Here is a 21,114-nt window from a genome sequence, read left to right as displayed (position 1 = left end):
TAAACGTTATACTCAGAACATAAAGATTAACCAATCAGCACAAGGGGGCAAAAAAATGACAATTTTTGAAGGATTTCATAATAGTTACGTTTTAGCAAATGGTGTACGTACACATTATTCGTGGGCTGGAACAGAAGGACCAGCTGTCATATTACTACACGGTGCAGGACCTGGAGCTTGCGGCGCAGCAGGTTGGCGCTTTATGTTACCTGCGTTAGCAAAAGCTGGATTCCGAGCATATGCAGTAGACCAACTATCAATGGGCTTCACAGATGCACGCCCTCAAGCATGGCCAGTAAATGGTCATCAAAGCTTAGTGGATCATGTACATGATTTCATTGAAGCATTATGTCTAGATGAAGTATCACTTGTCGGGAACTCACAAGGTGCTTACGTTGCAGCTAAATATGCAATCGACCATCCTGAAAAAGTGAATAAAGTTGTTTACATCGGCAGTAATACCGTTTATCAGGCGATGCAAGAAGTACCTGAAAGAAAACTACGTTCATTCTTAGAAGTGATTGGTTATGACTATACAGAAGAATCATTACGCAAGTTTATGTACCGTAATTCAAGTGAAGACACAGTCATTCCTGAAGAACTAATTCAACTACGTCATCAGGCAGCAACTCGCCCGGGCATAAAAGAATCCAATCAAGCATTCGACGCTTATCTAGCAAGAATGAATGAAGAACCAAAGCTTTGGGATCGTTATTGCATTAAAGATGCACTACCAAAATTGAAGATTCCAGGCCTATTCATTTGGGGCAACCAAGATACTGTTGCACCAGTTGAGACAGGATATAAACTTGAGAAATTATTGCCAAACATTCAATTTGAATATATCGAAAACTGCGGTCACCAAGCACAAACTGACCAACCAGAAATCGTAAACAAACTTGTCAGCGATTTTTTAGCAACGGAAAACGTTCAAGCAGTTTCAGCACAATAGACTATTTTTTAAGGGATGGTTAAATGGTTACAGTGGTTGAAAATAAAATGCCTTTTGAAGAAATTATGCAAAAAGCAAATCGAATCGGTGAAGTTGCAGTGTTAGAATCTGATTGTAATTCGACAACTTCTCCACGCATTGCGGAAATAATTCGTGAGGAGAAGATTCATCGTTTAATTTTATCGAAAGAGTTTGACTATCCTCAACTTGATTTACTGTTGCACCAGTTGATACAGCTTAAAAGTTTGAGAAATTATTACCAAACATTAATTTGGAAGGGATGATTAAATGGTTACAGTAGTTGAAAATAAAGTGCTTTATGAAGAAATTATGCAAAAAGCAAAGCGTATCGGTGAAGCTGCAGAGTTAGAAGCACTCGAAGCTGATAAAAACTCGACAATTTCTCCACGCATTGCTGAAATAATCCGTGAAGAGAAAATTCATCGTTTAATTTTACCGAAAGAGTTTGGTTATCCACAACTTGATTGGCGCACTTTTGTTGATATGGTAAGCAAAGTTGGTTACTACAATCTATCTGCTGCATGGTTAACCTATTTCTTCTCAGCGCATAACTCTTGGGTATGCTATTATCCAAAGCATATTCGAGATGAAGTCATCAATCAAGGCGGCTTTGTGGCTGATGTATTTGCACCAATCGGGAAAGTGGAACCAGTTGAAGGCGGCTATACCATTTCAGGTAAGTACAACTTTGTAAGCGGTATCAATTATTGTGATTGGGTTGGCGTTGGCGCAATGATGAAATTTGAGGACAGTGACACTCCTGAGCGTGTAGGGATCTTATTAAAGGTTTCTGACTTAAAAGTTGTGAAAACGTGGGATTCATTTGGCCTTCGTGGATCAGGTAGTAATACATTAATCATCGACGATGTTTTCATTAAGCCTGATGCCATTTTACGTTTCAACAAAATTATCGAAAAGAGCCAACCACCGTATGAAGATTTTGATCAAGACTACTTATACTACAACACACCTTTCTACCCTGGCTTCTATGTAGGGTTCGCAGCAATGGCTGTTGGTGGTGCACAGCGTGTGCTTGACGAATTTGAAAAGCATACTGCAGGTCGCGTCCGCTTCTCTGGTGTAAATGAAAAAGACTCACCTACGAGCCAACGCGTACTTTCAGAGTTAAAGCTTGAAATGCTTTCTGCTAAAACTCTATTAAATGAATATATCAGAATGATGGAAACAGATAAAGGCGGCCCATACGAAGGTGCCGAATATAAAGCAATCCGTGCAAAAATTATTGATAAGTGTACACAAATCGGCGTAAAAGCCCTACTTACTTTAGGTGGGCACGCATTATTAAAAGGTCACCCAGTCGAACTATTCACGCGTGACTTAATGGCAATTGCAACACACATTACTTCTTTATATGAAGATGGCATTTTAGGTTACGGTAGACATTTATTCGGTGTTAATACAAACATTCAAGGGTAACAAACATACCGATTTATAAAAATAACAATCTATGAGGTGAATATAAATGGAAAAATTTATTTACGTACCAGAAATTGCAAAATTAGGACACGTAGCTTTAGTATCAGCAAACCTTGAAAAGTCTTTAGAGTTCTTCCGCGATACAATTGGCTTAGAAGAAACAGAAGTTGTCGATGGCGTACACTATTTACGAGCTTGGGGCGATTTCGAACATCATACATTATCCATTACAGCTGGTGAAAAATCTTATATCGATCATATCGGCTGGCGTACAAAACGTCGCGAGGATATAGAGACTTTCGCAAAATTATTAGAGGATGCTGGCACAGAAGTCCGCTTCGTAAAAGCTGGCGAAGAAGTTGCACAAGGTGAAGCCATCCGATTCGAATTACCAAGTGGCCATCGTTTTGAACTTTACTATGATATGGAAAAAACGCCTGCTGATGAAACGCGTAAATCAGTGCTTAAAAATCAAACGTATAAATCTTGGGCGAAAGGTGTATCTCCACGTCGTATCGACCATGTAAACTTACAAACATCTCACGACAACGCTGAGATTGTACAATATTTAAAAGAAGCACTAGGCTTTAAATTGCGTGAATATTTCGTAAATCCAGATGACGTACAGGTTGCAAGTTGGTTATCCGTAACGAACCTAGTTCATGACGTAGCCATCATGTCTACCCCACGTTCAAAAGAGCCAAACGAAATGCACCATATTGCGTACTGGTTAGACAACGCACAAGACTTACTACGTGCTGCTGATATTTTATGTGAGGCGGATATACAATTCGTAGGTCCTGGTAAACACGGTATTTCTCAAGCTATGTATATTTACGTAAAAGATCCAGGAAGTGGTTTACGTCTTGAAATCTTTACAAATGGATACTTAATCTTCGAGCCTGACTGGGAGCCAGTGAAATGGACTTATGAAGAATATTTGAAAAACGGCTCTGCATACTGGGGAGATCGTCGCCGCGATGATGTAGATCGTGAAGCGCAAGAAAAAGAATTAACAAAAGCGTAATAACTAAACCACCAGTATTCATGAGGATGAACGCTGGTGGTTTCTTGAGTAATAAATACGAATAGGGATAATCCTTATAAGAAGGAGTGTTACAGTTGAAGGCAATGTTAAAAGTGTTGGTCTTATCTTTAATTGGCGGTTATATTTTTAACCTGCTGCACATCCCTATTCCTTGGATGCTCGGCCCAATTGTTGTTGTCATGTTAACCCAATTTGTTTATAAAGGACCGCTCAAATGGTCTGGTCAATTGCGTGATATAGGTGTTGTCATGGTCGGTACCGTAATAGGTGTACAATTTAACATCGATTTATTTGGTATGATAGGCTCCATACTATTTTATATGATACTATTAAACGTTATTTTAATAGGCGGCTCCATCGGCATCGCCTACTTAACGAGTAAATGGACAAAAATCCCATTGAAAGCTGCCATATTAGGCGCTATCCCAGGCGGTTTAGGCCAAATCGTCGTATTTGCTGAGGAAGAAAAAGTGGAAGAAATCGGTGTTATTTCTTATTTTCAAGTCATTCGGCTGTTACTAGTCGTTGTCTTCGTACCGTTTATCGTTGCAGGCCATGCAATCAGCAAGCCTCATACTGACGCGAAGCTAACGATTAGTTTACTATTAATCATTGCCCTTGCATGGGGATGTTCCTATTTAATGAGCCGCATTCACTTGCCTGTCGCCTTTTTCATCACACCAATTATTTTGTTAATTACGTTGCAACTCTTAACACCACTCCCGATGCCACAAGTGCCTGGTTTCATCATGGTCATCGCACAGCTACTAATCGGTGCCCATATTGGCCTAATGCTCAAGCCCGATATGGTGAAGCTTCCAGTACGAGTACTTGTTGGTGGCGTTGTTAGTGCATTAGCACTGATTGCCCTAACCTTTGGCTCAAGCTTCCTGATGTCGTTTGTATTGGACACAACATTCGCTACAAGTTTTCTAAGCACAGCTCCAGGTGGCTTAGATCAAATGGTATTACTAGCTCATTCAGTTAAAGCAGAAGTCTCGCTTGTTTCGATGTTCCAAACATTTAGGCTACTGTTCATTTTTATTATCATTATGCCTTTGATGAAAATGTTTTATCGTTGGAGAGAAAAAAAGGAGATTGTCTACAAGCAAGATGGCAAGGTTGAAAGCAAAGCAGTCTAAAGGTTGGTGCCAGGCACCGGAACAATTCTAAAAACAAAGTACTAAATAAGTCCTCAACCTCTTAGAAGGTTAAGGACTTCTCTTTTTAAGAAGGATAACGGATAACCATGAAGGCTATGTTCGCAAACTACTTCTATTAAATACTGTTTTATAAACAAAATAAGTAAATACCAAAAATTAACATTGAGGAGTTACTTTTATTTGAGTAATCGGAAATACACGTATTAATATAGAGAGAAATTTAGATATGCTACAATTCAATTAAAAAGTTGTATAAGAAAAAGATTAGAGCATGTTATAAGAGAAAAACACATATTTAAACTAAAAAGAATCGTTATATTAAAGAATTTCAGAAAGAAATTTATTACCGTTAATGTTCTTTAAGGCTGCATTTGCCTCTTCTCTTGTATTAAATTCGTACATTTTCAAGGTTTCGTTTAAAAATATAGTAATTATCCACATAAACAGTTCCTCCAACTTCCTCCAAGTTTTACTAGCTTTTATATTCCGATTTTACAATGATTATCTATTCAATTCTTTTTCAAAGAAAGTATACAATTTACGCCAATGCCTGAGAGGTAACTTCGGCAATCTTGTAATTTTTCTTTGTATATACATGGCCTTCCAAAATAATACGCGCTGTACGAACTACCTTAATTGCACTAATATGCCCAGCAATTAAATCGACTTTTGTTTCCATTATTCCGCCGGGATGACCTAATCGAATAACCTCTTGATTCACCTTCATAATTTCAGATAAGATTGTATCTTCTAAAAATGCACCTGCAGTTGTACAAATGGCACCTGATATTGCAAGAGCTTGATGTGGCTCTTGCATGGACATCATTCTTATTCTACAGTCCATATCTAAGGCTTTTCTTTTCATGCCTGTTACATCAATGTAATCCATAGGAGGAGCAATAATTGTCATTTTAGGAACAGCAGGTGATTTCATAGTTGCATCTTCTCTGGGAGCTAATTGACACATTTCGGCTGCAATCGATCTGATTTCCTCTAATTCAATTAATTTTTCTTGTGTAAACTCATGAGGTAATTCAGATCCTGTTAAATCAACATCTGAAGCATTAACAAAGACTAACGGATTGGCAACATCGATAATAGATACATTTATAGGGCCCTTAGATGATTGAATTAAATCAATAGGATTTCCAGTTGGAAACAGCTTTCCAGTTACTGCACCTTCAGCATTAGTAAATGATAGATAAATCGGTGAGCCTGTTCCAGGAACTCCAGGAATCGAACACATACCATCCGTTTTTACTTGACCATTTTCAACCTCTACCTCAGCAATTATAATCTTTTTCGTATTTGTATTATAAATCCTGACAGTTGTAATAGGTTCAACAGCTGGCACTAAACCCTGTTCGATAGCATAAGGACCAACCGCAGAAGAAATATTACCGCAATTCCCCTTAAAATCAACTAATTTATTTGCAATGCTTACCTGGGCAAATGTGTATTCTACATCAAGCCCATCTAAATCTGATTTTTTGATGATTGCAACTTTACTCGTTAATGAATTTGCCCCGCCGAGCCCGTCAATTTGTCTACGGTCTGGACTTCCCATTATATCCAGTAAAAATTCATCCCATAGTAAACGATTAGTAGGCATATCTTCAAAGTTAAGAAATACTCCTTTGCTAGTTCCTCCACGCATAACGACTACTGGCACTCTCATCTAAATTACCTCTTTTCATATTTTTTCCAAAGTACCGGTGCTTATGAAAATATAGTATGATATACAATGTCATAAGTAAAATAGATATTTTCTTAGATAAATCCAATAAAAAACTTATAATCATTCGATTGGAGAGAACACTATGGATGAAAAAGACTGGAACGCACTTCGCATTTTACATCAGGAGAAACATATTAGCCGTGCATCAGAACGTCTATACATTTCACAACCAGCGTTAACTTATAGACTTAAAAATTTAGAAAATGAGTTTGATACTAAAATATTTTTTAAAACAAAGGGTGGCATTGAGTTTACTACTGAAGGCTTGCACTTGGTAGCGTACGCAGAGGAAATGGTAAACAAGTTACAAGAAACGAAAGACTATATGTTGAATATGCAAAATGAGGTAAGAGGAACATTAAGATTAGGAGTTTCAAGTAACTTTGCTCAATATAAGTTACCCAAGCTATTAAAACAATTTTCATCTAAATTTCCAAATGTACAATTTAATATAAATACAGGTTGGAGTGTTGATATTATGGATCTTCTCAATTCCTCTACTGTTCAATTAGGAATAATGCGTGGAAATTATGAATGGTATGGAAAAAAGACATTGTTACATAAGGAGAAACTTTGTTTAATTTCAAAAAGAAGTATAGATATGGAGAACTTACCTGAACTACCATTTATCAATTATAAAACGGATAATTCTCTAAAAGCTCTTATTACTTCATGGTGGCATGACAGATATTCTGAACCACCCTTCATAATGATGGAAACAGATCGACTAGAAACATGTAAAGAAATGGTCAAAAATGATTTAGGTATTGCCATTGTACCTCAAATTTGTTTACAACCTTCAGACAATCTACAAACCTATGAACTATTCTATAACGATGGCGAACCTGTATATAGATATACATGGTTAATGTATAATCTAGATTCATTACAGCTTTCTACAGTTAAAAATTTCATAAATTTTTTAAATGAAAATAAGGATTGTACGGAGTAATTATTTTTATTTTAAGAAGGAGGAGGTTCCTCTTTCTCCCCCCCCCTAGTGCTCTGTGGTTCTTTCAACTTGTTATTCAGATAACTAACATTTTCAGTTCAACACTTTCCTAATTAAAATTGGTATATCAAACTTATTACAAAGCGCTTCTTCTTAATATAAAAAAAATTCTTTGCGCCTTGTTATACTTCTTGATTTTTTTATCGTAAATGCTTCGTAAAAACTTATCATTAAGCATATATGGTGAGAAACTCTCTAAACAAGGTACTGACTTTCGTTTATTTGTTTCATTCTTTAGGTCAGTGCGCTATCCCCTTTTGTGGATTATTAGTTTTTTTTTAGAAACAAGTAAAAAAATTTATATTTTACTTATCAATGTATTTATAATAATCTGAAATAACAAAATATTTAGCGTCTTTTAAAATAAAAGCGTTTTCAACAAAGGGGGAATTATTATTCTTACAGTATTAGGAATTTTAATGGTTGTCGTTTTTACTTACTTAATTATGGCAAGAAAATTATCGCCGGTCTCCGCTCTTGTAATCGTACCCATTGTATTTGCATTAATTGCTGGGTTCCGTTTAGAGCTCGGGAAGATGATGTTAGACGGTTTAAAAGAAGTTGCTCCTTCAGCTGCATTATTACTGTTTGCTATCTTGTTTTTTGGAATTTTAATTGATGCGGGCCTATTTGATCCACTAATCAATAAAATGATGGCATTTGTTAAAGGGGATCCAGTAAAAATAGCTATTGGAACTGCAATAATCGCTATGACTGTCGCATTAGATGGTGATGGAACAACAACCCATATGATTACTATTTCTGCTATGTTGGCACTTTATCTAAGGATTGGTATGAATCCTCTTGTTCTAGGAACAATCTCTTTACTATCTGTTAGTATAATGAGCGGGATGACTCCTTGGGGTGGACCAGCTACAAGAGCCATTGCTTCTCTTGGCCTCAATCCTAATGAATTTTTCCCGCCTCTAGTACCTACAATGCTAGGAGGAATCGTAAGTATCCTTTTTATAGCCTATGTTCTTGGAAAAAAAGAAAGAGCAAGAATTGGCATCATCAATATGGAGGAAATTCCACAACACTCTTTAGATTTGATCGAGGTAGCATCTGCTGGTGCACTAGAAAATGAGCTGAAACGTCCTAAATTAAGATGGGTAAACTTAATTTTAACAATAGCAGTCATTGGATTATTAATAATGGGGATTATTTCACCTTCAGTCTTATTTTTAATTGGATTTGTACTCGCTGCCGTGATTAACTATCCGAATTTAGAAGAACAAAAAGAACGTATTATATCACATGCAGGAAATGCTATAACGGTTGTTGTATTAGTGTTTGGTGCTGGTATTTTCTCTGGAATATTTTCTGGAACGAAAATGGTAGACGCAATTTCAAATGCATTAATATCAATTATTCCAGATTCAGTAGGAGGATTCTTCCCGCTAATCGTTGCACTAACGAGCATGCCATTTACTTTTGTTTTATCCAACGATGCTTATTACTTTGGCGTTTTGCCAATCCTGGCACAAGCAGGAACAGCTTACGGGGTGGACGCTTTAGAGGTTGCAAGAGCATCTGTTTTAGGACAACCTGTACATTTTTTAAGTCCTCTTGTTGCTTCAACTCTTTTATTAGCAGGAATGCTAAAAAAGGATCTTGGAGAATTCCAACGTTTTGCATTTAAATGGACGCTTCTCTGCTCTTTATTCATCATTGTTATTGCTTTTGTAACAAGTGCTATCAGCTAAACCTATGCCTTGAAACTTACTGGGAATAAATAAGCCATCCAAACTCAAGTTTGAACTTGATTTGGATGGCTTTTCCTTTTCATGGTAAGACAATTGCCTAACTGTCTTTATCCATTACTATATTGTCGCACACCTTAATTTTAGTAATCACCTTTACAATTGTTTTTGCAAGATTCATGACAGTATACAATCTTGTATCATTTAAAAATTGAGAAGTTGGTAAAGGGTCTATATAATTTATAACCCCAATGAAGTGGTAATCCCCTACTTTTGGAAGTATCTTCTGAAGTGCTGTCCCTGGTGTTAAAGGCCCTTCTTTAAACAAAACATAACCCACTTCTTCTTTATTACCTATAGAGGCATCAATACTAATAACAACAGGATTTTTTATGTGTTTATGGATGTCCTTTAATACTTTTTTTAAGTTAAATGCATGTATGGGTTCTTTTAAGGTTCCATATACCTGAAAAGGAACTCCGCTATCTTTAAGCATTGATCCTACTAAAGGGCCCAATGAATCGCCGACATATCGGTCAGTTCCGATACATAAAAAAACAATATCGCTATACTTCCGTGATGACTGGCGAATAATTTCACTGATTTTAAGCCCTAATAATTCAATTTCATTTTCATCTACTTCTTCAGAATTCAAATAGTATGAAAATCCTACTTCACTCTTTTTTTCTTTTTCATAATAAAAAGGACACACTCACTCATCACCCTTAAACTTATTTTCAATAATTCAAATAACTAAATCTATACTGATAGGTGTGCATGCGATTTCTTTCTTCCCTCCAAGTATTTTAAAAATCTAAAAAATGGAGGGAGAGTGATACAGACCGTTACGACCCTAAGCACTTGGACGGCTACCACAAATGTCGCGTCACCATGGAGAACAAGGGCTGTAGTTGTCATTTCAGCAATACCTCCTGGTGCAAATGCTAAACCTGCAGTGAGAAAGGTTATATCCGTTATAACCGATACAACATACCCACATATAAAAACAAATACAATTAAACCAATAGTACACGAAAGTGAAACGAACAACGTTCTCTTTAACCCTATAAACATCTTTTTATGAAAACGCGAGCCGATACTTGCACCGATTAAAACTTGTGATAGGATGATTAAACTATGAGGCCACCAAGCTACAAGTTCGTATCCAATTATTCCTATGCTAAAAGATTTTACAGCAGCAATACTAACGATACTACCAATCAACCAGGGAGCTGGAAACTTCAAAAACTTTCCTATATAATATCCAATCAACGCGATCAATACAAACAAAATTGTCACAGAAACTTGTTCAATGTTAAATTTCGTTAATTCTGTACGAATTGAGTTATATAAATGCCCTTCAGAATCCGCAACCAAGAATGAAATAACTACGGGAATGGTTAGTATTACTAAAAATACACGCATCGCCTGAATAATACTAACAACTCCGGTGTTAGCACCAACTTCTTCTGCAATACCTGGTATAGCAGAAAGGCCTCCGGGTGCAGTAGCAAAAAAGCTTGTTAACATATCCAAATTACTGTACTTCCACAATATAATACCTGAAATTAAGGAAAATAAGATAGATAAAATAAGCATGATGGTAATGGCTAACCAGTTTTCTTGAAAAGTATATAGGACAGAACTATTCACTTTTTGCCCTAATTCAATCCCTAAAATACACTGTCCAATATATAACCAATATTTTGGAAGACCAGTTGGTTGATGAGCTAATTGCAAAAACTTCGGACGCAGAATAGAAAGTGAAGTTGCTATTAGGAGTGTCCCAATCATCCATCCAATAGGAAGACCCGTTAGTGAAAGCAAAAATCCTCCTAATCCACTTACTGTTATAAACCAAACAAATCGAAAAAAGCCCCCATATTTGTCCATTCTCATCCTTCTTTCGATAATTTATTTATGTGAAGTTATTTTGTAACCTTTGTTTATTAAATCAAATATAGTATAATTTCCTAAATAATTAAAATTCTGTTTCGTTATAATTATCCATAAATAATATTTATGGCAGAAATGGGGTGGGGATTTTGGACGAACGGGATTGGATGGTTTTGCAAACACTCTATAAAGAAAAAAATATTACAAAGGCAGCTCAGCATTTGCATATTTCTCAACCAGGTTTGACAACGCGCTTGCAAAATTTGGAGAATGAGTTTAACGTGAAAATTGTAAATAGAGGTAGGCGTGGAGTTCAATTTACTCCACAAGGAGAATATTTGGCAAAAAGTGCACATGAAATGTTATTAAAGATACAAAAAATCAAAGAGAATGTCCTAAATATGGAGGATAACCTAGAAGGAACATTAAGACTAGGTGTTTCTACATTTTTTACGGATTACATGCTTCCAAACCTATTAAAATTATTCAAAGAACAGTATCCTAATATTGAATTCAAGGTAACAACAAACTTTAGCGGTCACATAGCTCATTTAGCTTACAATCAAGATGTCCATATTGGTATTGTTAGAGGGGATTACAGTTGGAAAGATCAAAAGCATTTATTATTTGAAGAGACCATTTGTATTGCTTCTAAAGAAAAAATAGACGTACATAACCTCCCTTACTTACCAAGAATCGATTATCATACTGACCCATTGTTGAAGAATTCCATAGATAATTGGTGGTCTGAACATTTCGCCCAACCACCACTAGTTAGCATAGAAGTAGATAAAGCTGATACTTGTAAAAAAATGGTTATCAATGGGTTGGGATATGCTATTTTGCCAAGCATGATTTTAAATGATAGTAAAGATGTTTATAAGACTGATATTAAAACTATTGACGGAGAACCTATCATTCGTAAAACATGGATGATCTATCATGAGGATTCATTAAAATTAAACATCGTTAAGGCATTTGTTGAATTTATTGAAAATCGAACTCTAAAGGATAGTAATTACTAATTATTATGGAAAAGTAATAAAATAACCTTTTATGTAACATTTTATATAAAACACAAGCATCTGCCTGAAGTAATGGCAGATGCTCTTTTGATTATAATCTATGAAATTTCAATCTTTTCTTTAGAATAATGTGCAGCAGATGTACCAGCCAATTTTCCAAAAACAGCCCCTGACATTAATCCTGATCCCCCAGGGTAATTTTGGTAAAATAATCCACCAATCATTTCACCAGCGGCAAATAGCCCCGATATAGGTTCCCCATCTTGGTTCAAAACCTCGCCTTCTTGATTTACATGTAACCCACCAAAAGCAAAGGTGATACCACAAGTAAGTGGATATGCATAATAAGGTGCCTGGTCTAGTCGTAATGCCCAATTTGTCTTTGGTGGAGTTATTCCAACTGTTCCTTTACCATCCTTTACTGTCGGATTATAATCTCCCTCTTGAACTGCTGAATTATATTCAGTAATTGTTTTTAAAAGTTGATCTTTATCTACTGACATTAATTCTGCTAACTCTTCAATACTATCTGCCTTATAATAAGTAGCTTCCTCTAAATTGTATTCTTTTCGCAACATAGGGCGTACCTGAGCGTCAAAAACTTGAAAAGCAGTATGACCAGGCTGTTTTAACACTTCACGACCATATTTGGCATATGTGTAGTTTCGAAAATCTGCGCCCTCATCAACAAATCTATTTCCATTACCATTAATCATTAGACCAAGAGGAAATGAAGATTTTTTATAAATATCACCTGGTTTGTTAAAATCGCCAACTTTAGGAGCATTATAATCTGTTCCTATAGAGTGACAGCCAGACCACTCGCCATATTTTTGTGCACCCACCGCTAATGCCATTGTTATTCCGTCACCAGTATTGAATTCTGTCCCTCTTACAATTGCTTTTTCCCATTCTTCCCCAAGATGTTCACTTCTCATTTTTTTGTTAGCCTCAAAACTACCACATGCTAAAATTACACTAGATGTATTGACTGTAATCACTTTTTCCTTCTGATCAATAATAATCCCTGTTATCTGGTCATTGTCCTCTATTAACTCAATTGCACGGGAATCATACCAGATGTCGATTCCTATTTTTTCTGCCCTCTCCAATAGCATTTGTATTAAACCCACGCCTTTGTTTTGGGTTTTAATTGGAAGCCCGCCCCAAAAGTGAAGTTTACCATCTTGTTCGAAGGATTGATTTTCATTTAATTCAAATCTAATTCCTAAATCGGCCATCCAAGAGATTGTTTCATAAGATTTAGAAATAAGCTGATTAGCAAGTACAGGATCACTTTTTCCTTCTGTTACTCGCATTAAATCATCATAAAAGTCAGAATAATTGTATTCAGGCATTACAATCTTTTCCGCTTCTTTATCTGTTATCTCAGGTATTATCTTCCTAATGCTATCTAAATCATTGTAGGCAACACGGATCGCGCCATCTGTAAAAAATGAATTTCCTCCACGTTTTTCTACTGGACCACGTTCTAAAACCAGAACTTGAGCACCTTTTTCCTTTGCAGCAATGGCTGCACACAAAGCTGCATTCCCTGCTCCTACTACAACTACATCATAATTCTCCATATATATTTCCCTCCCCTAAAAAATTTGTGTTTCTTTAGATTAATAGTACGGTAAAACAAGGTATTATTAAAATACTATTATTTTATATAATTCCATAGAAGAAATTTATGTCTAATGTTGAGAGGAAGTAAATTATGTAGAGTTTTCTCCAGATATTTGTAGTAAAGGGGATTATAAAGACATCAGCTCAACACAAATGGATTTTAAAGAAGTACATACTTTTGAAGAGTTAAAACAATTAGTAGATCATTACATAATCTTCTATAACGAATCAAGAAGACAATGGAAACTAAATAAGATGACTCCAGTAGAATACCGAAGTCATCTTATAGCTGCTTAAGTAGCAAGGTTGCTTTTATTAAACTGTCCAAAATTAAGGGCGCAGTTCATATATACAGAATTCAATCCTACACTTTTGTTTGATTCTCTAAGTTGATTTGATTAAAACTTACCTCGATGAACTCTTTATCGTTGTAACTGAGCTGCATAATCATTCAGCAATTCATAACAGCGCTCTTTGGTCACATCTGCTAAAGTCAGGGCGTGCATTACTTTTGGTGTATAGGAATCCATGTTTTCTGCATCAATACTTGCTTGTTCTGCTGATGCATCGCGGTCTTGGATCCATTGTCGTTGGTACGTTTTTAGATTATTAAACTCAACTGATGACAATTTTGTCTTTAATGTGCCATAAATATTATTAAGTAACGCATCCCATTGTGAATAACGAGCATTTTCTGCGTTGATCATTCTATCTTCTGATCCTTGTGTTGTGCCGTCAATACTTTGTGCATAGTTATCATAATTTGTCACAATGGAAGAGGCTTTGTTTGAATACACTTGATACATATTCACTTTTGGTTGTGCTTGTGGTTGAGATTGGGAAGTTGTTGTCGTTTGCAATGTTTCTACTTTTTTCGTTTTGGTAGACTGTGCTTTTTCTTGTTTACTTTTTGCTTCAGCACGTAAATTTTCTATTTCTCCGCTGACACTATTAAGTAACTCTGTATCATCAAGCATGACATTGGATTCATTGATCGCTTTTTTATAGTCCTTAGCTTCGATTAAATGCTCAATTTCCTTCGTTTTCTTTAATTGCGTCACGAATTTTTGAGCTTGTGGATCTTTTGGCTTTTCATCTAATGCTAATCCAAAAGAGGCTAATGCTTTATCAATATCCCCATTCGTTAACGCCAGTTTCCCCTGCTCCACCGCTTTTGTATAGGTAGCATTATCACTTTCTGCATTCTTTTTTGGCGTATCACTATTTCCACACCCAGCTAATAATGCTCCGATTAAAATTATGTATGACAATTTTCTCATGGTAGAACCACCTTTTACCCAGTCTATGTTATTTTCACTCTATTTTAATATGATTTTTGAGCGATGACTAGTAGGTATTATTATTTTTGTACTAGATTGCTGAGGTATTTTATACCAATAAAAAAGCCCTTCCCCTCCAAAGAGATACAGGACTTAATTTTTCATTTGGCTGCAACTGTGTTTACTCTTCTCCAATTTGAGTCATAAACGAAGATTGATAATGTAGGAGATTAATAATTCTTCTTGCCATTTCTGATGGTGAGGCATTATAGTCTTGCCGGATCCATTCTAAAATAAAACCATATATTCCATAGGCCCGGTAATGTGTAAAATACGGAGCATTAATTTCAGAAGCTTTGTCCCCTAGAAAATACATGCGATGAAGGAATATCTCTTTTAATTCATCTAATAATGCCGCATGCATTCCGGGAACTGTATCCTCTATAACTAGTAAATCATAGTAGCTACGGTTCTCTTTTATATAATGAAACACATCTGTTCCGTCCGGTTGCATCACATTTAAATCTAAAACCGGATTATCACGAACGGGTTTACAAAATTCATATACGAATCGTTCCATTTCCAATTGGATGATTTCTTCTGCTAATTCTAATTTCCCCTCATAATGCACATAAAATGTCGTGCGATTATAATTAGCGACTTCTACAATATCTTTTACTTTTACTTTTGAATATCCCTTTTGAAGGACAAGTTCTTTAAACGTCGTGCGTAATGAGTCCTTTGTTCGTTCAATTCTGCGATCCTCTTTCTTTTCCATAATCTCTCCCCTAAAACAACATTTCTTCAAAAAGTGTTGAAAAACAGTACAAGGAAACTTTTTCGCTGACTAACGGTACACGATTAAAAAAATGGTGAAAACCGTTACAAAAAAGAATTTTTAGTGATTGAAGCACAATTATGTTACGAATAAAATGAGCTTGTAGTTAATTATAACTAATTCAACTATATAATTCATACAAATAGGTTTTGTTAGGAGAGGTTATATAATGGAAATTCAAGCTATGATGACCACACCAGAAAAGGATTTTGAGAAAAAAACTTTACTTTTAGATGATCCGAAAGCTGATGAAGTGCTAGTTCGAATTGTTGCTTCAGGTGTATGTCATACTGATGCTACAGTTTTGGACCGCACTTTACCTGTACCTTATCCTGCTGTTTTGGGACATGAGGGTTCGGGTATTGTTGAAAAAGTAGGTAGCAACGTGACAACTGTCCAACCGGGGGATCATGTTGTACTTGGGTTCGCTTATTGTGGTCACTGTGATAACTGTTTAGACGGTAATGCAGGTGGCTGTGAAAATATGATGGCATTAAACTTTACAGGAAAAAATAAATACGGAGTTTCTCCAATTCATACAGAAGATGAACAAGAAGTTTCTCAATTCTTTGGTCAATCTTCATTCGCAACATATACAACAGTTGACGAGAAAAACGTCGTGAAAGTAGATAAAGAAGCTGATTTACGTTACTTAGGACCATTCGGTTGCGGCATCATGACTGGTAGTGGAACTGTTTTAAATTCATTGGCTCCAGAACCAGGTTCAAGCTTTGTCGTGTTCGGTACAGGCGCAGTTGGTCTAAGTGGTATGTTAGCAGCAAAGATTGCTGGCTGCTACCCAATTATTGCAGTTGATATTCATGACAGCCGTCTTGAACTAGCAAAAGAATTAGGTGCTACACATACAATCAACAGCACGAAAGTTGACCCTGTTGAAAAAATTAAAGAGATTACTGGTAAAGGTGCACACTACTCATTTGAAACAACTGGTGTACCAGAAGTAACTTTATCTGCTCTACGTTGCCTATGTATTAAAGGTGAATGTGCAACAGTTGCAGTTGGTAAACGTGATTTAACATTCAACGTTACAAATGAAGTTGTTTTGAATGCGATTACACTAAAAGGAGTAATTGAAGGAGACGCTGTTCCACAATTAATCATTCCAAAATTAGTGAAGTTCTATCAAAATGGACAATTCCCAATTGATAAATTAGTGAAATTTTATGAATTAGAAGATATCGAACAAGCCTTCGAGGATTCAAAAAATGGCTCTACCATTAAACCAATCCTCGTGATTGATAAAGAATACAAAGCATAAAAAAGGATGGGGGTTCACTCCCCTTTCCTATAAATTGGAGGATAATATAATGAACGTACAAGAATTAGCAAAAAGTTATATTAACGGTGAATGGGTTGAAGGCGCTACAGGTCGTACTTATAACGATGTAAACCCATTTGATGATTCAACATTCGCTACTGTCTCAATTGCTTCAAAAGCTCAATTAGCATCTGCATTCGAACTTGCGAATAACGCGCAAAAAGAATGGGCAAAAGATGCGGAATTACGTAAATCTGTTCTTGAAAAAGCAATCGCTTTCTTTAAAGAAAATCAACAAGAAATCGTCGATATCCTTGTTGCAGAATCTGGCAGCAGCGTGTTAAAAAGTAGTGTCGAAGTAAGCTTTACTATTGCAGATATGGAAGAATCATTGAAAATGATCGACCAAGTTGGCAAAGTAACAACAGTGTCGTCAGTGATTCCTGATAAAGTAAACAAAGTATATCGTTTACCACTTGGTGTTATTTCATCTATTTCTCCATTCAACTTCCCTCTTTATTTGTCTATGCGTACAATTGCACCGGCATTGGCACTAGGCAATACTGTTGTTCATAAAGCAGATATTCAAACAGGTTTATCTGGCGGTTCTGTAATTGCAAAAGCATTTGAAGAAGCAGGCATCCCAGCAGGCGTATTCAACTCAATCCTTACTGATGTTCCTGAAATTGGCGATGAAATGATTACAAACCAACATTCAAAATTCATCAGCTTTACTGGTTCAACTGGTGTTGGTAAACATATCGGCGAAGTTGCTGGCGGATTATTAAAACGAGTTGCACTAGAATTAGGCGGTAATAACCCATTCGTAGTGTTGAAAGATGCAGACGTTGACCAAGCTGTGAAATCAGCGATCATGGGTAAATATTTACACCAAGGTCAAATTTGTATGAGTATTAACCGTATCATTGTTCACGAAGATTTATACGATGAATTCGTAAGTAAATTTGTAGAACATGCAAAATCACTTCCATACGGCGATCCAAAAGATCCATCAACAGTCATTGGACCACTTATCAACCATGTACAATTGGATAAAGCAATTGCTTATATCAATAAAGCAAAAGAAGCTGGTCATGAACTATTATTAGAAGGTAAACGTGAAGGCAATGTCCTAACACCTTACATCTTCGGCAATGTTGATGCAGACAGTAAATTAGCACAAACTGAATTATTCTCACCAGTCGTATCATTTATCAAAGCATCATCTGATGAAGAAGCAATTCAAATCGCAAATAACACGGAATACGGCTTAAGCTCTGCTGTCTTCACAAGTGATTTAGAACAAGGCGAAAAAGCAGCCGTACAAATCGAAGCAGGTATGACACATGTCAATGACCAAACAGTAAACTGCCTATCTAATACACCATTCGGCGGTATGAAAGGCAGCGGTATCGGTCGCTTCGGCAACCCATGGATCGTTGATGAATTCACTCAAGCAAAATGGGTATCAGTACAAGTAAAACCTATGGACTACCCATTCTAATCAAAAAGTTCAATATCCATGTGGTATCTAAACCACAAAAATATTACTCATATATGCCTACACAATTTGAAGTGAGTGTGTTTTTTTCACACTCACTTCTTTTATAATTGTAAATGTAATCAATACATACTGATTCTTAATTTTTAAAATTCATATATGAAAAAAAGGGTGGAAAGTTGGGTAAAATAGTTAAAAAGGTAATTATGTTTTATGAGATAAAATCTTAAAGAGATAAATCCATTTGCACACCAGGCAAATTAATTTTACTCAGGAGAGGACCTCAATTTGATTGAAACGATTTTAAATTATAAGTGGTATATCCTACTATTCTCAGAAATTATGGGGTGGGTCTTTACAATAGTATTTGTCTTTGCACGCTATTTCTTTCAATCGAAAGTATTATCATGGGTATCCGTACTATTGATTGCAATGTTGGATTATATACCAAGTATCGTTTTACCGATCATCGACGCCTTCTACATAAATAACTTCAAAGAGTGGATATATGGCGGTGGATTATTATTTGATTTGGCCATCATTGCATTAATCATTTTTAGTGTCACGCTTGGAAAAAAGTATTTAGTCATCCTAGACAAACGCGTTATGGATTTTGTTAATAGTATTAAAGAAAAGACTACAAACATAAATGAATGAGTCTTTTAAAAAGCTTTTTTATAGAAAACATAAATAAGAGCATGTCTTTTGCTCAATGAATTTATCATGAGCTAAGTTTAAAAAGATAGATAAATTAAAGGACATTACATATTTTATTTGACTAATATGTAATGTCCTTTTTTCTTTGCTGAATATTTGTATTTTGCAGCTTGTTCAAAAACGTATCTACTTCTTTCACTAATTAACTTAACTATTTGATTATCAAGATAATCAATATTTATGTCGTAATAAAGGTGCAGATGAAGACGGTAATCAGTTCTTGTTAAAATAATAAAGCAGATTCAATCCAATAATGAATCTGCTTTTTATATTATTCTTTCGCTAACCTGCAATGTTTGTTTAAATAATATTTTTCGACTTAATTGAAGAAAAGTAACCGAAGATAAAGTGTAGTTGTTTACAATATTGTTTTATGAATAAGTAAATTTGGTCAATTAATATCTTGGGGAATTGCTATCGTTTGCTTCATATACGGAAATATTTGCTATGCATCATTTTTTTTAGTAATCATGCTTATTTTATAAACCAACAATTATATTTTATAGTACACTGTATTGTTATCTATTGATTCGATAAAGATAGCCGTTTTATAATGGCCTCTTTCTCTGATTCATATCCTGGTTTGCCGAGTAACGCAAACATATTCTTTTTATACGCCTCCACTCCTGGCTGATCAAATGGGTTGACGCCTAATAGATGACCACTAATCCCACATGCCTTTTCGAAGAAGTATACCAATTCACCATATGTGTACTCATTCAACTCATCGAATTCAATCACTAAATTTGGTACTTTACCATCAACATGAGCTAACAAAGTCCCTCGAAATGCACTTTTGTTGACTTCATCCATTGTTTTTCCAGCAAGGAAGTTTAATCCATCGAGATTGTCTGGATCTTCTTGAATAGTCATATCCATTTTAGGTTTCTTAATTTGTAATACTGTTTCGATCAGGTCTCGTCTACCTTCCTGTACATATTGCCCCATCGAGTGTAGATCAGTCGAAAAATCAACAGAAGCAGGAAAGAGGCCTTTTTGATCCTTTCCTTCACTTTCCCCAAATAATTGTTTCCACCATTCAGATACAAAATGAAGGGATGGCTCATAATTTACCAGTAATTCAATCACTTTTCCTTTATCGTAGAATGCATTTCGTACTGCCGCATATTGGTAGCACTCATTTGTCATGAGTTCAGGATTATTATACTTACGTGCAGCAGATGCAGCCCCTGCCATTATTTGATCAATGTCTAGACCAGCAACAGCTATAGGTAAGAGACCGCCTGCTGTTAGAACAGAATACCTACCACCTATATCATCTGGAATAACAAATGTTTCATACCCTTCTTCGTCAGCAAGTTTCTTTAATGCACCTTTTTCTTTATCAGTAGTGGCAAAAATACGTTTTCTTGCCTCTTCCTTACCATACTTTTGTTCCAGATAGTTACGAAAGACGCGAAAGGCTAAAGCAGGCTCCGTTGTTGTTCCTGATTTTGAAATAACGTTAACTGAAATATCCTTTCCTTCTAATAAATCCAATAGTTGCAGCAAATAAATAGAGCTGATATTGTTGCCAGCAAAAAATACTTGAGTCTTACCCTTTACTTGATTGTGAAAAGTATGAGACAAAGCTTCAATAGCCGATCTTGCTCCTAAATAAGAACCACCTATGCCAATAACAATCAAGGCATCTGATTGATTTTGTATTCTCTTTGCAGCTTGTTTAATACGCGAAAATTCCTCTTTATCATATGAAAGTGGATAATCAACCCACCCAAGAAAATCAGAACCAAGACCTTTCTTTTCATGAAGCATATCATGGGCCACTTTTACAAATTGGGTTAATCCTTCTAGTTCACTCTTTTTCATAAATGGTAAAGCATTAGTGTAATCAAATGTAATAGTCATATC

The 21,114-nt window shown here is 35.8% G+C and carries 20 protein-coding genes; 12 read left to right on the top strand and 8 right to left on the bottom strand.

The window, feature by feature from the left end:
* Positions 1-55: 55 nt before the first annotated feature.
* The 5 genes from ACWV26_RS02740 to ACWV26_RS02720 all read left to right on the top strand — a co-directional run bounded on the left by ACWV26_RS02740 (position 56) and on the right by ACWV26_RS02720 (position 4,600).
* Positions 56-952, top strand: coding sequence for an alpha/beta fold hydrolase (locus tag ACWV26_RS02740; RefSeq protein WP_455896848.1), 897 nt, complete (start codon positions 56-58; stop codon positions 950-952).
* 23 nt (positions 953-975) lie between these two features.
* Positions 976-1,236 (top strand): hypothetical protein, encoded by a 261-nt coding sequence (locus ACWV26_RS02735; protein ID WP_455896847.1) that lies wholly within the window; start codon positions 976-978, stop codon positions 1,234-1,236.
* A gap of 4 nt (positions 1,237-1,240) precedes the next feature.
* Entirely contained in the window at positions 1,241-2,410 is a 1,170-nt protein-coding gene (locus ACWV26_RS02730) for an acyl-CoA dehydrogenase family protein (protein ID WP_455896846.1), read from the top strand.
* Positions 2,411-2,456: 46 nt separating this feature from the next.
* On the top strand, positions 2,457-3,437 hold the full coding sequence (locus tag ACWV26_RS02725; protein WP_455896845.1) for a VOC family protein: 981 nt from the start codon (positions 2,457-2,459) through the stop codon (positions 3,435-3,437).
* 104 nt (positions 3,438-3,541) lie between these two features.
* Complete coding sequence (locus tag ACWV26_RS02720) at positions 3,542-4,600, top strand: AbrB family transcriptional regulator (RefSeq protein WP_455898160.1); 1,059 nt, start codon at positions 3,542-3,544, stop codon at positions 4,598-4,600.
* Positions 4,601-4,939: 339 nt separating this feature from the next.
* Here the strand turns inward: ACWV26_RS02720 and ACWV26_RS02715 are convergent, their stop codons facing one another.
* Positions 4,940-5,062 (bottom strand): hypothetical protein, encoded by a 123-nt coding sequence (locus tag ACWV26_RS02715; RefSeq protein WP_455896844.1) that lies wholly within the window; start codon positions 5,060-5,062, stop codon positions 4,940-4,942.
* Between the two features lie 97 nt (positions 5,063-5,159).
* The gene (locus ACWV26_RS02710) at positions 5,160-6,299 is read right to left on the bottom strand and encodes a PrpF domain-containing protein (protein WP_455896843.1); all 1,140 of its coding nucleotides are present in this window, start codon (positions 6,297-6,299) and stop codon (positions 5,160-5,162) included.
* 142 nt (positions 6,300-6,441) lie between these two features.
* Between ACWV26_RS02710 and ACWV26_RS02705 the strand changes: the two genes are divergently transcribed.
* Together ACWV26_RS02705 and ACWV26_RS02700 are read left to right on the top strand one after the other, a co-directional pair.
* Positions 6,442-7,311 (top strand): LysR family transcriptional regulator, encoded by an 870-nt coding sequence (locus ACWV26_RS02705; protein WP_455896842.1) that lies wholly within the window; start codon positions 6,442-6,444, stop codon positions 7,309-7,311.
* Positions 7,312-7,766: 455 nt separating this feature from the next.
* A complete protein-coding gene (locus tag ACWV26_RS02700) occupies positions 7,767-9,077 on the top strand; it encodes a CitMHS family transporter (protein WP_455898159.1) in 1,311 nt (436 codons plus the stop codon).
* A 97-nt stretch (positions 9,078-9,174) separates the two neighbouring features.
* On the opposite strand, the gene yyaC is transcribed toward ACWV26_RS02700, so the two are convergent.
* Positions 9,175-9,786, bottom strand: coding sequence for a spore protease YyaC (gene yyaC, locus ACWV26_RS02695; protein WP_455896841.1), 612 nt, complete (start codon positions 9,784-9,786; stop codon positions 9,175-9,177).
* A gap of 47 nt (positions 9,787-9,833) precedes the next feature.
* Entirely contained in the window at positions 9,834-10,967 is a 1,134-nt protein-coding gene (locus ACWV26_RS02690) for an AbrB family transcriptional regulator (protein ID WP_455896840.1), read from the bottom strand.
* 152 nt (positions 10,968-11,119) lie between these two features.
* On the opposite strand from ACWV26_RS02690, the gene ACWV26_RS02685 reads away from it, so the two are divergent.
* Complete coding sequence (locus ACWV26_RS02685; protein WP_455896839.1) at positions 11,120-11,995, top strand: LysR family transcriptional regulator; 876 nt, start codon at positions 11,120-11,122, stop codon at positions 11,993-11,995.
* A 98-nt stretch (positions 11,996-12,093) separates the two neighbouring features.
* Here ACWV26_RS02685 and tcuA read toward each other — a convergent pair whose 3' ends face one another.
* Entirely contained in the window at positions 12,094-13,584 is a 1,491-nt protein-coding gene (tcuA, locus tag ACWV26_RS02680; RefSeq protein ID WP_455896838.1) for an FAD-dependent tricarballylate dehydrogenase TcuA, read from the bottom strand.
* A gap of 196 nt (positions 13,585-13,780) precedes the next feature.
* Between tcuA and ACWV26_RS02675 the strand changes: the two genes are divergently transcribed.
* Positions 13,781-13,924, top strand: a complete 144-nt coding sequence (locus ACWV26_RS02675; RefSeq protein WP_455896837.1) for an IS3 family transposase — start codon at positions 13,781-13,783, stop codon at positions 13,922-13,924.
* Between the two features lie 125 nt (positions 13,925-14,049).
* Here the strand turns inward: ACWV26_RS02675 and ACWV26_RS02670 are convergent, their stop codons facing one another.
* Together ACWV26_RS02670 and ACWV26_RS02665 are read right to left on the bottom strand one after the other, a co-directional pair.
* A complete protein-coding gene (locus tag ACWV26_RS02670; protein WP_455896836.1) occupies positions 14,050-14,907 on the bottom strand; it encodes a lysozyme inhibitor LprI family protein in 858 nt (285 codons plus the stop codon).
* Positions 14,908-15,088: 181 nt separating this feature from the next.
* Positions 15,089-15,685, bottom strand: coding sequence for a TetR/AcrR family transcriptional regulator (locus tag ACWV26_RS02665; RefSeq protein WP_455896835.1), 597 nt, complete (start codon positions 15,683-15,685; stop codon positions 15,089-15,091).
* Positions 15,686-15,914: 229 nt separating this feature from the next.
* Between ACWV26_RS02665 and ACWV26_RS02660 the strand changes: the two genes are divergently transcribed.
* The 3 genes from ACWV26_RS02660 (at position 15,915) to ACWV26_RS02650 (ending at position 19,182) form a co-directional block, all read left to right on the top strand.
* Positions 15,915-17,024, top strand: a complete 1,110-nt coding sequence (locus ACWV26_RS02660; RefSeq protein ID WP_455896834.1) for an NAD(P)-dependent alcohol dehydrogenase — start codon at positions 15,915-15,917, stop codon at positions 17,022-17,024.
* Between the two features lie 49 nt (positions 17,025-17,073).
* The gene (locus tag ACWV26_RS02655; RefSeq protein WP_455896833.1) at positions 17,074-18,528 is read left to right on the top strand and encodes an aldehyde dehydrogenase family protein; all 1,455 of its coding nucleotides are present in this window, start codon (positions 17,074-17,076) and stop codon (positions 18,526-18,528) included.
* Between the two features lie 285 nt (positions 18,529-18,813).
* Positions 18,814-19,182 (top strand): hypothetical protein, encoded by a 369-nt coding sequence (locus ACWV26_RS02650; RefSeq protein WP_455896832.1) that lies wholly within the window; start codon positions 18,814-18,816, stop codon positions 19,180-19,182.
* Positions 19,183-19,764: 582 nt separating this feature from the next.
* On the opposite strand, the gene ACWV26_RS02645 is transcribed toward ACWV26_RS02650, so the two are convergent.
* On the bottom strand, positions 19,765-21,111 hold the full coding sequence (locus ACWV26_RS02645; RefSeq protein WP_455896831.1) for a glucose-6-phosphate isomerase: 1,347 nt from the start codon (positions 21,109-21,111) through the stop codon (positions 19,765-19,767).
* Between the last annotated feature and the right edge of the window lie 3 nt (positions 21,112-21,114).

This window comes from Rummeliibacillus sp. JY-2-4R (genome assembly GCF_053847205.1).
The sequence above is the reverse complement of the archived record's forward strand: the minus strand, read 5'-3'. Positions and strand labels throughout refer to the sequence as shown.